The following is an 8,886-nucleotide window of genomic DNA, read 5'->3' on the forward strand; positions in this document are numbered from 1 at the left end:
GGTAGGTCGGGCGGGCGCCCGCGCGCCGGGGCCTCCGTTGACACGCGTTGCGCGACCGCCCGGCTCTCGCGCCCCGGCAGGGCGGCGCAGCCCGCCGGCGTGTCGGGGGGGTCTTGACGCGGTGCATGGCGGGCGCCGGGGCCGCGCCGGCGGCGCGGTGCCGAGGCTGGTCGTGCCGGGCGCGGGCGGTTCGGCTCCGCGATGCGCCGTCGCCGTGGCTTTCCGAGACGGGGCGCGCAGGCCCCGGGGCGGCGGAGGATCGCGGGATCCCGCCGGGCGCAATGCGCGCCGTGGGGAACCCGACCGCGAAGGGTCGCGTGACCCGGATGTGCGGCCCGGGCGACCCCCGGCGCGTCGCCGCCCCGGAGGCCTGTGCCGCGATCGCCCGGGGCTGCTGTCGGCCGATGCCGTGCGCCCGCCACGGCGGGCGCGTCGCGCGGCAGGTGCCGGTGCGCCCGGTCCGGCCGCGCCGGCGCCTCCTCAGATCTGCTTCTCGGGCATCTGCACGACAAGACCGTCGAGCGCGTCGCTGACCTTGAGCTGGCAGGTCAGGCGCGAGCGGTCCGGGTCGGGCTGAAAGGCGAAGTCGAGCATGTCGGCCTCCATGTCCTCCTTGTCGGGCAGCTTGCCGACCCAGTCGGGGTGGACGTAGACGTGGCAGGTGGAGCAGGCGCAGGCGCCGCCGCAGTCGGCCTCGATACCGGGGATGTTGTTGTCGCGCGCGCCTTCCATCACGGTCAGGCCATTCGGGACCTCGACCACATGCTCGGTGCCGTTGTGCTCGATGTAGGTGATCTTCGCCATGCCGGGCCATTCCCTCCTTGCGTTCGGGCCGTTACCTAGCGGAGGCAGATAGTCGCCGCCAGCCCGATTTGCGACCCCTCCGCGGCGCGCGGTCCCTGTTGCCTGCACCGCCCAATGTTCTATATTCGTTCCAGACATGCATGCCGAGTCGCCCGCCCCGCGCCGCCACTGGCCGCGCCCGCCCGCCGCCGTGCCGGCCGAGGCGCTGACGCTCCCGCCCACCGGCGCGCGGGTGACGGTCGCGGGGCTCGTCATCCTGCGCCAGCGGCCGGGCACGGCGAAGGGGGTGATCTTCCTCACGCTGGAGGACGAGACGGGCGTGGTGAACGTCGTGGTCTGGCGCGCGCTCTACGAGCGGTTCCGCCGCGCGGTGATCGCGGCGCGGATGCTGCGCGTGACCGGCAAGCTCCAGCGCGAGGCGGGGGTGACCCACGTGATCGCCGAGCGGATCGAGGACATTTCCGAGATGCTCGACGCGCTTCTGGAGTTCGACACCTGCCGCGCGGCCGATCAGCCGGAGAGCACGGCACATGACCCGCGCGCGCCGGGATCGCCGGGCGGCGGGCTTTTCGCCGACCGGCGCGGCAGCTAGGGTCGCCGCGCGGATCAAGCGGCAGGTCGGACCGATGCGGGCGAGACGAGGGTTTCTGTCATGGGCGGCGCTCGCCCTCGCGGCGTCCTGCGGCGAGGGGGCGGACCCGCAGACGCGCGCCTCCGTCCTCTTCTCGGACGCGGAGGCGCCCGAGGGCGCGCCGGACGGCACCTGCTGGCACCGCTTGACGCAGCCTGCGCTTGTCGAGACGGTGATCGAACAGGTCGAGGTGAACGGCGGCTTCCGCACGGAGACGCGGCAGCGCATCCTGCGCGAGCGCGAGGTCGCCTGGTTCGAGACGCCCTGCCCCGAGGAGCTGCCGCCCGATTTCGTCGCATCGCTGCAGCGCGCGCTCGCGGCGCGCGGCGCCTACGACGGCCCGGTCACCGGGCGGCTCGACACCGCGACCGGTGCAGCCGTCCGGACGTGGCAGACGGCGCGTGGCGGGCCGGACAGCCCCGTGCCGGCGCGCGCCACGCTCGAGGCGCTGGGTCTCGTGCCGCTGCGGCGCGACCCGTCCGAATGACGCGGGGCGCCCGCGAAGGCGCCCCGCCGTTCCGATCCCGGCCCGAGGCGGGCCGCGTCACTCGGCCTGATCGACCGAAAGCGCGAGGAAGCGCGGCTCCCCGCCGCGCCGCACGAGGAGCAGGAGCGACCGGCGGCCGGCATCGCGTGCCTCCTCGATGCGGCTGCGGAGATCGGCAGGCATTTCGACCGGCTCCTGCCCGGCCTCGGCGATCACGTCACCGGCGCGAAGCCCCTTCTCGTAGGCTTCGGAGGCCGGGTCCGCGTCGGTGACGACGAGACCACGCGCCGCGTCGGACAGGTCGAGCTCGGCGCGAAGCTCGTCGGTCAGCGCGCTGACGGTCAGCCCGAGCACTTCCATCTCGCGTGGCTCGGAGGGTGCATCCTCCTCGGGCTGCGCGGCGGGCACGGCGCCCTCCGCGGTCTCGCGCCGGCCGAGCGTGATGGACAGGGTCCGCGTCTTGCCGTCGCGCAGAACGGTCAAGCGCACCGTCTGACCGACCGGAGAATTGCCGACGATCCGAACGAGCTGGCGCGTGTCCTCGATCTCGCGACCGTCGAAGGTGAGGATGACGTCGCCCGTCTCCATCCCCGCCTCGCGCGCGGGACCCTCGGGAATGTCGGTCACCAGCGCGCCGCGCGCCTCGTCGAGGCCGTCGATCCCCTCGGCGATGTCGGGCGTGACGTCCTGGATCCGCACGCCGAGCCAGCCGCGCCGCGTCTCGCCGAACTCGCGGAGCTGATCGATCACGCCCTTCACGACGTTGGAGGCCATGGCGAAGCCGATGCCGATCGAGCCGCCGTCGGGCGAGAGGATCGCGGTGTTCACCCCGATCACGCGGCCGTCCATGTCGAAGAGCGGTCCGCCGGAATTGCCGCGGTTGATGGCGGCGTCGGTCTGGATGTAGTCGTCATAGGTGCCGCTGAGGGCGCGGTTGCGGGCCGAGACGATCCCCGCCGAGACCGAGAACCCCTGCCCGAGCGGGTTGCCCATCGCCATGACCCACTCGCCGACGCGGGCGGTGTCGCTGTCGCCGAAGCGGACGGACTCGAGCGGTCCATCCGGCTCGACCTTGAGCAGCGCGATGTCGGTGTTCGGATCGGTGCCCACGACCTCGGCCTCGAGTTCGAAGCCCTCGAAGAATTCGACGGTGATCTCGTCGGCGCGCTCGATGACGTGGTTGTTCGTCACGATGAACCCGTCCTCGGAGATCACGAAGCCGGAGCCGAGCGCGGAGCTGCGCCGCGGCGGCGTCGGGCCGTTCCGGTCCTGGAATTCGCGGAAGAAGTCCTCGAAGGGGGAGCCCTCGGGGACGACGCCGGGGCCGTCGCGGCCCGCGACGGTGGCGGAGGTCGTGATGTTGACCACCGCCGGGCTGACCTGCTCGGCGAGCTGCGAGAAGTCCTCGGGCGCGGCCTGCGCAGGGGGCGCGATCGCCTGCGCCGCCGCGACGGCGAGCGCGAGCGCCGCGACCCAGAGCGCGCGGAGCGGCGCCGGCGCGACCTCGGTGATTGCCTTGGATTGCACGAAAATCCCTCCCATGGCTTCGCGGGTGTAACAGTGCGCGGCGGCTCGGGGCCGCCGCGCACACCGGCTGTCAATCTATGGCTCGCCCGTCACGCCACAAAGACAAATTGGCGGGATCAAGCCGTTGTGATGCGGCGGCCGCTAGAAGCCGAGCTGCATCGCAAGCCACGTCAGCGCGAGTCCGAGCGCGATCGCGCCAAGTCCCAGCATGCGCCGCTGCTCCTGCGGGAGCGCGCGAAGCGCTTCGAGGAGCTGCTCCACGAGCCCGGGTGCGAGCGCGTAGAGCAACCCCTCGAGCATGAGGGCGACGCCGAGACCGAGCAGAAGGTAATCCATGCCGTCCCGTCCGTTCGCCGCCCGTGTCAGCCGCCGGCGTCGGAGCCCTCGGTGTCGGGGCCCTCTTCGATGACGTCTTCTTCTTCCATGCGCTCACGCACCTCGTCGGGCAGTTCGTCGGACGGCGTCCGCTCCGGTGCGCGATCCCGCAGGTCGTCCGGCGAAATCCTTCCCTCGCCGAGGTTCTCGATTCCCTCCGCCCGGATCGCCTCGAACAGCGGCTGGATGAAGGGGCTGTCCGGCGCGAGGACGAGCGTCGAGCTTTCGGCCTGCAGCGACCGCTCGAGCGCGGCGAGAGACCGGTAGAAGCTGAAGAAGTCCGGGCTGTCGCCGAAGGCCTCGGCATAGATGCGGTTCCGCTCGGCGTCTGCCTCACCGCGGATGATCTCCGCTTCACGCTCGGCATCCGAGACCGTCTCGACCACCGTGCGGTCCGCGATGGCGCGCACGCGCTGCGCCGCCTCGTTACCACGCGCGATCTCGTCGGCGGCCTCGCGTTCACGCTCGGCGCGCATCCGGGCATAGGTCGCTTCGAGGTTCTGCTGTGGCAGGTTGGTCTGCTTCAGCCGCACGTCCACCACGTCGAGGCCGAGGCCCTGCGCACTGGCACGGGCGCTGTCGCGGATGCGCCGGGCGAGCTCCGCCCGCTCGGCCGAGAGAATCCGGTCGGAGGTCACCTCGTCGGCGCCGAGCACCTCGCGGATCTGCGCGTTCATGATCGACTGAAGCCTGTCCTCGGCGGCGCGGAGGCCGCCGACGCCGACCGCCTGCCGGAACTGCACCACGTCGTCGATGCGGTAGCGGGCGAAGGCGTCGACCACGAGCCGGCGGTCGTCGGCCGGCGTGACCTCGATCGTGGCGGTGTCGAGCGACAGGATACGGTCGTCGTATTTCACGACCTCCTGGATGACCGGCAGCTTGAAGCCGAGGCCCGGCTCCTCGCGCACCTGCTTGATCTGGCCGAACTGCAGGACCAGCGCCTTTTCGCGCTCGTCCACGACGAAGATCGCCGACCAGATCCCCGCCACCAGGACGACGAGGACCGGAATGAGGAAAGTCGATTTGCGCATCAGTTGGTCCCCCGTGCGCTGGAGCTGGACGACCCGTCGGACCCGTCGCCCGACTCCGACGGCACGTTGCGGCGCAGTTCGTTGAGCGGAAGATAGGGCAGCACGCCGTCACCCTGCGGACTGTCGATGAGATACTTGTCCACCGAGCCGAGCGTGCGCTCGATCGTTTCGAGATAGAGACGGCGCTGCGTGACTTCGGGCGCGGCGTCGAACTCCTGCGCGACGGCGAGGAAGCGGCTCGCTTCACCGATCGACTCGTTCACGACGCGGGCGCGATAGCCCTCGGACTGTTCGAGCGTCTGCGCGGCCTCGCCGCGGGCCTCCGCGATCACGCGGTTGGCGTAGGCGTCGGCCTGACGCTGGAGCCGGTCGCGCTCCTGCTCGGCGGCCTGCACCTCGCGGAAGGCGTCGATCACCTCGGACGGCGGGTCCGCCTGATCGAGGTTGACGCGGACGATGTTGATGCCGCTTTCGTAATCGTCGAGCGTGCCCTGGATATTCTCGAGCGCCGTGTCGGCGATGATGCCCCGGTCACGGTTCAGAATGGGCGAGAGGTTCGACGCCGCGATGATCTCGCGCATCGCGGCCTCGGACGCGGCCTGCACCGTGAGCTGCGGGTCGCGGATGTTGAAGAGCAGGTTCGCCGGATCGCTGATGTTCCAGACCACCTGGAACTCGATGTCGACGATGTTGGCGTCGGTGGTCAGCATCAGGCCATCGCGGCCACCCCCGGCGCCGATGTTCTCGGTCCGCTCCGAGGTGACGTTCACCACGTCGTAGGTCACCAGCGGCCACGGAGCGAAGTTGAGGCCCGGATTGCCCACGCTGGAGAACTGCCCGAGGAAGAGCTCGACCGACTGCTCTTCGGGCTTGACCGTGTAGAAGCTCGCGAAGGCCCAGAGCCCGACCGCGGCGAGCGCGCCGATGCCGATCGTGGACCGGTTGAAGCGGGGACCACCCCCGCCGCCGGTGCCGCCGCGGCCGCCGTCGTCGCCGCGCCCGCCCATCAGCACGCGCAGCTGTTCCTGCCCCTTCCGGACCAGGTCGTCGATCTCGGGGATCTGCGGCCCCTCGTCCTGCCCCGGGCGCCGTCCGCCGCCGGAGCCGTTGTCGCGACCGCCGTCGCCGCCGCGGTTTCCACCGCCGCCGCCGCCGCCCCAGGGCCCGCCACTGTGTCCTGCCATCCGCTGTCGTCCTTCGAATTCGTTCTCGGGAGATGTGTTTCTAAACTGTGTGATCGCGCTCCGATTTCAAGCGCAACCGACACGTCGCATCGCCGCTCAGCCGGTGCGCACCGGCGCACGCATCGTCACGATCTCTTCCGACATGGTCGGATGCACCGCGACCGTGCGGTCGAAATCCTCTTTCGTGGCGCCCATCTTCACCGCGATGCCGGCGAGCTGGATCATTTCGCCCGCGCCGGGCGCGACGATGTGGCAGCCGAGCACGCGCCGCGTCTCGGCGCAGACGACGAGCTTCATCAGCACGCGGTCGGTCCGCCCGGCGAAGCCCTTGTGCATCGGCTTGAAGGAGGTGCAGTAGACCTCGATCGGCCCGTGCTCGCGCGCCGCTTCCTCCGACAGGCCCACGGTCCCCATCTCGGGCTGCGTGAAGATCGCCGTGGGCACGGACGCGTGGTCGACCGGCGTCGGATTGCCGCGGAACACGGTCTCGACGAAGGCCATGCCCTCGCGGATCGCGACCGGCGTCAGGTTCAGCCGGTCGGTCACGTCGCCGATGGCGTAGACCGAGGGCACCGAGGTCTGCGAGTACTCGTCCACCATGACCTCGCCCCGGCGGCCGAGGTTCACGCCCGCCTCTTCGAGGCCCATGCCTGCCGTGTTGGGCGCGCGCCCGGTGGCGAAGAGCACCTGGTCGAAGGTGCGCTCGGTGCCGTTCGTCGCCTTGACGCGCAGGCCGCTGCCGTCGCGCTCCATGCCGAGGATGTTGGTGCCGAGGTGCAGGTCGACGCCGGCCTGCTGCATCTCCTCCGCCACGAGGCCGCGCGCCTCGTCGTCGAAGCCGCGCAGGATCTGCGCGCCGCGGTAATACTGCGTCACCTGCGTGCCGAGCCCGTTGAAGATGCCCGCGAACTCGCAGGCGATGTAGCCGCCGCCGACGATCAGAAGCGATTTCGGCAGCGCGTCGAGATGGAAGACCTCGTTCGAGGTGAGCGCCAGATCGGCGTTCTCCATCTCGGGCTTCACGGGCCAGCCGCCGGTGGCGATCAGGATGTGGCGCGCGGTCTTGCGCGTCCCGTCGGCGAGCTCGACCGTGTGCGGATCGGCGAGGCGCGCGCGCTGATCGAAGGTCTCCACCCCCGAGCCGGCGAGCATCTTGCGGTAGATGCCCTCCAGCCGGTCGAGTTCCGCCTCGAGCTTGCCGCGGAAGGCGGGCCAGTCGAAGCCCGTCGCCTCGATCTGCCAGCCGAACGCCTGCGCATCGGCGAGCGCGGGGGCGTATTCCGAGGCGAAGACCATGAGCTTCTTGGGCACGCAGCCGCGGATGACGCAGGTGCCGCCGTAACGGCTCGCCTCGGCGAGGCCCACCCGCGCGCCGGCGTCGGAGGCCGCGACGCGCGCCGCGCGCACCCCGCCCGAGCCGCCGCCGATGACGAAGAGGTCGTAGTCGAAGGCCATGGGAACTCCGTTCTTGTCCGGTCAGTCGTCGAGGTCGCGGAACAGGTTGGCCGGCTCGGCGATCTCGAACCGATCCTCCTGAACGCCGCCCGGGTCCAGGTCGCGCAGCTCGGCCCGACCGTCGCCGTGGCCCACCACGACCGTGTCGCAGATATCGAGGAAAAGCCCGTTCTCCACCACGCCCGGCAGCTGGTTGAGCGCCATGGCGAGGCGGTGGGGCGCGCCGATGCGGCGCAGGTGCAGGTCGAGGACATGGTTGCCCTCGTCGGTGACGAAGGGCGCCTCGCCGTTCATGCGGATCGTGATGTCGCGGCCGAGCACGTCGAGCCCCGCCAGCGTCTCCTCGACGAGTGCGCGCGTCGTCTGCCAGCCGAAGGGAATCACCTCGACCGGAAGGGCAAAGGCGCCGAGCGTCCCGACCTCCTTGCCCGCGTCCGCGATCACCACCATGCGGTCCGAGGCCGTGGCGACGATCTTCTCGTGCAGGAGCGCGCCGCCGCCCCCCTTGATCAGGTTGAAATCGGCGTCGAACTCGTCCGCCCCGTCGATCGTGAGGTCGAGCCACCGCGCCTCGTCCAGCGTGACCACCTCGAGGCCCACCTCGCGGGCGAGCTCGGCGGTGCGCCGCGACGTGGGCACGCCCCGGATGCGCTTGCCGCCCGCCACCGCCTCGCCGAGGCAGCGCACCAGCCACGCGGCCGTGGAGCCGGTGCCGAGACCGACGCGCATCCCGTCCTCCACCAGATCGGCGGCGCGGCGCGCGGCGGCGAACTTGGCGCGATCGACGGGGGAGAGATCTTCGGTCATCGGGCGGCTCCGGTGCAGTTCGCCGGGCTTATAGGCGCTCCGGACCGCGGGCGCGAGGGGGCGCGTGCGATCGGCCGCCGTGCGGTCGGCGTGCCATGGTCGCCGGGCCGGGACCTGCGGCACGCGGCCGCGCCAGGCTGGCGCGCCCGCTCCGGCGCGCCACGAGTCCCGGCCGAGCGCGGGAACACGTGGCGAGGCGTCGCTTTCGGGCGATCGGCGGGGCCGCCGCCCGGTGTAGGCCGAGGGCATGGGGGCGGCCCCGCCATGCGCCCGAGGCCGCCCCGGCCCACGCCCGTGCGAGGAAGGCTGCGATGTTTCTTTCCGTCTTCGAGATGTTCAAGGTCGGCATCGGCCCGTCGTCGAGCCACACGATGGGGCCGATGGTGGCGGCGGGGCGCTTCCTCGACCTTCTGCGCGCCGCGCCCTTCGCGGCAGCGGGCCTGCGCGCGCATCTCCACGGCTCGCTCGCCTTCACCGGCGTGGGCCACGCCACCGACCGGGCGGTGATCCTGGGTCTCGCGGGGGTCCTGCCGGAGACCTACGAGGCGGAGGCGGCCGAGGCCGTGCTCTCCGCCAACCGCGAGA

Annotated in this window: 10 protein-coding genes; 3 read left to right on the forward strand and 7 right to left on the reverse strand. The window is 71.6% G+C overall.

What is annotated here, in order from left to right; genetic code table 11:
- Positions 1 to 480: 480 nt before the first annotated feature.
- Complete coding sequence (locus tag ACESL7_RS09655; protein ID WP_372893115.1) at positions 481 to 804, reverse strand: 2Fe-2S iron-sulfur cluster-binding protein; 324 nt, start codon at positions 802 to 804, stop codon at positions 481 to 483.
- 136 nt (positions 805 to 940) lie between these two features.
- Here ACESL7_RS09655 and ACESL7_RS09660 point away from each other — a divergent pair, with 136 nt between their 5' ends.
- Complete coding sequence (locus tag ACESL7_RS09660) at positions 941 to 1,396, forward strand: OB-fold nucleic acid binding domain-containing protein (protein ID WP_372893116.1); 456 nt, start codon at positions 941 to 943, stop codon at positions 1,394 to 1,396.
- A gap of 34 nt (positions 1,397 to 1,430) precedes the next feature.
- Positions 1,431 to 1,922 carry a peptidoglycan-binding domain-containing protein gene (locus tag ACESL7_RS09665; protein WP_372893117.1) on the forward strand — a complete coding sequence of 164 codons (492 nt, stop codon included), beginning with the start codon at positions 1,431 to 1,433 and terminating at the stop codon, positions 1,920 to 1,922.
- Between the two features lie 57 nt (positions 1,923 to 1,979).
- Here ACESL7_RS09665 and ACESL7_RS09670 read toward each other — a convergent pair whose 3' ends face one another.
- The 6 genes from ACESL7_RS09670 to rpiA all read right to left on the reverse strand — a co-directional run bounded on the left by ACESL7_RS09670 (position 1,980) and on the right by rpiA (position 8,301).
- Positions 1,980 to 3,464, reverse strand: a complete 1,485-nt coding sequence (locus tag ACESL7_RS09670; RefSeq protein ID WP_372893118.1) for a Do family serine endopeptidase — start codon at positions 3,462 to 3,464, stop codon at positions 1,980 to 1,982.
- A 126-nt stretch (positions 3,465 to 3,590) separates the two neighbouring features.
- Positions 3,591 to 3,785, reverse strand: coding sequence for a DUF2065 domain-containing protein (locus tag ACESL7_RS09675; RefSeq protein WP_372893119.1), 195 nt, complete (start codon positions 3,783 to 3,785; stop codon positions 3,591 to 3,593).
- A 26-nt stretch (positions 3,786 to 3,811) separates the two neighbouring features.
- The gene (gene hflC / locus ACESL7_RS09680; protein WP_372893120.1) at positions 3,812 to 4,855 is read right to left on the reverse strand and encodes a protease modulator HflC; all 1,044 of its coding nucleotides are present in this window, start codon (positions 4,853 to 4,855) and stop codon (positions 3,812 to 3,814) included.
- Positions 4,855 to 6,039 carry an FtsH protease activity modulator HflK gene (gene hflK / locus ACESL7_RS09685; RefSeq protein ID WP_372893121.1) on the reverse strand — a complete coding sequence of 395 codons (1,185 nt, stop codon included), beginning with the start codon at positions 6,037 to 6,039 and terminating at the stop codon, positions 4,855 to 4,857. The genes hflC and hflK overlap by 1 nt, the downstream gene beginning before the upstream one ends.
- A 96-nt stretch (positions 6,040 to 6,135) precedes the next feature.
- On the reverse strand, positions 6,136 to 7,494 hold the full coding sequence (gene gor / locus ACESL7_RS09690) for a glutathione-disulfide reductase (RefSeq protein WP_372893122.1): 1,359 nt from the start codon (positions 7,492 to 7,494) through the stop codon (positions 6,136 to 6,138).
- A 21-nt stretch (positions 7,495 to 7,515) separates the two neighbouring features.
- Positions 7,516 to 8,301: a ribose-5-phosphate isomerase RpiA gene (gene rpiA / locus ACESL7_RS09695; RefSeq protein WP_372893123.1), complete on the reverse strand. Its 786-nt coding sequence runs from the start codon at positions 8,299 to 8,301 to the stop codon at positions 7,516 to 7,518.
- A 311-nt stretch (positions 8,302 to 8,612) separates the two neighbouring features.
- Between rpiA and ACESL7_RS09700 the strand changes: the two genes are divergently transcribed.
- Positions 8,613 to 8,886, forward strand: a 274-nt coding sequence (locus ACESL7_RS09700) for a serine dehydratase beta chain (RefSeq protein ID WP_372893124.1), incomplete at its 3' end; no start/stop codon positions are given.

Origin of the sequence: Rhodosalinus sp., from assembly GCF_041685465.1 — a bacterium.
GTDB lineage: Bacteria > Pseudomonadota > Alphaproteobacteria > Rhodobacterales > Rhodobacteraceae > Rhodosalinus.

Bases quoted from the DNA above. Each gene is read 5' to 3' on its own strand.
- ACESL7_RS09675 (WP_372893119.1), bottom strand. From the start codon at position 3,785: ATGGATTACCTTCTGCTCGGTCTCGGCGTCGCCCTCATGCTCGAGGGG.
- rpiA (WP_372893123.1), bottom strand. From the start codon at position 8,301: ATGACCGAAGATCTCTCCCCCGTCGATCGCGCCAAGTTCGCCGCCGCG.
- hflK (WP_372893121.1), bottom strand. From the start codon at position 6,039: ATGGCAGGACACAGTGGCGGGCCCTGGGGCGGCGGCGGCGGCGGTGGA.
- ACESL7_RS09665 (WP_372893117.1), top strand. From the start codon at position 1,431: ATGCGGGCGAGACGAGGGTTTCTGTCATGGGCGGCGCTCGCCCTCGCG.
- ACESL7_RS09655 (WP_372893115.1), bottom strand. From the start codon at position 804: ATGGCGAAGATCACCTACATCGAGCACAACGGCACCGAGCATGTGGTC.
- gor (WP_372893122.1), bottom strand. From the start codon at position 7,494: ATGGCCTTCGACTACGACCTCTTCGTCATCGGCGGCGGCTCGGGCGGG.
- ACESL7_RS09670 (WP_372893118.1), bottom strand. From the start codon at position 3,464: ATGGGAGGGATTTTCGTGCAATCCAAGGCAATCACCGAGGTCGCGCCG.
- ACESL7_RS09660 (WP_372893116.1), top strand. From the start codon at position 941: ATGCATGCCGAGTCGCCCGCCCCGCGCCGCCACTGGCCGCGCCCGCCC.
- hflC (WP_372893120.1), bottom strand. From the start codon at position 4,855: ATGCGCAAATCGACTTTCCTCATTCCGGTCCTCGTCGTCCTGGTGGCG.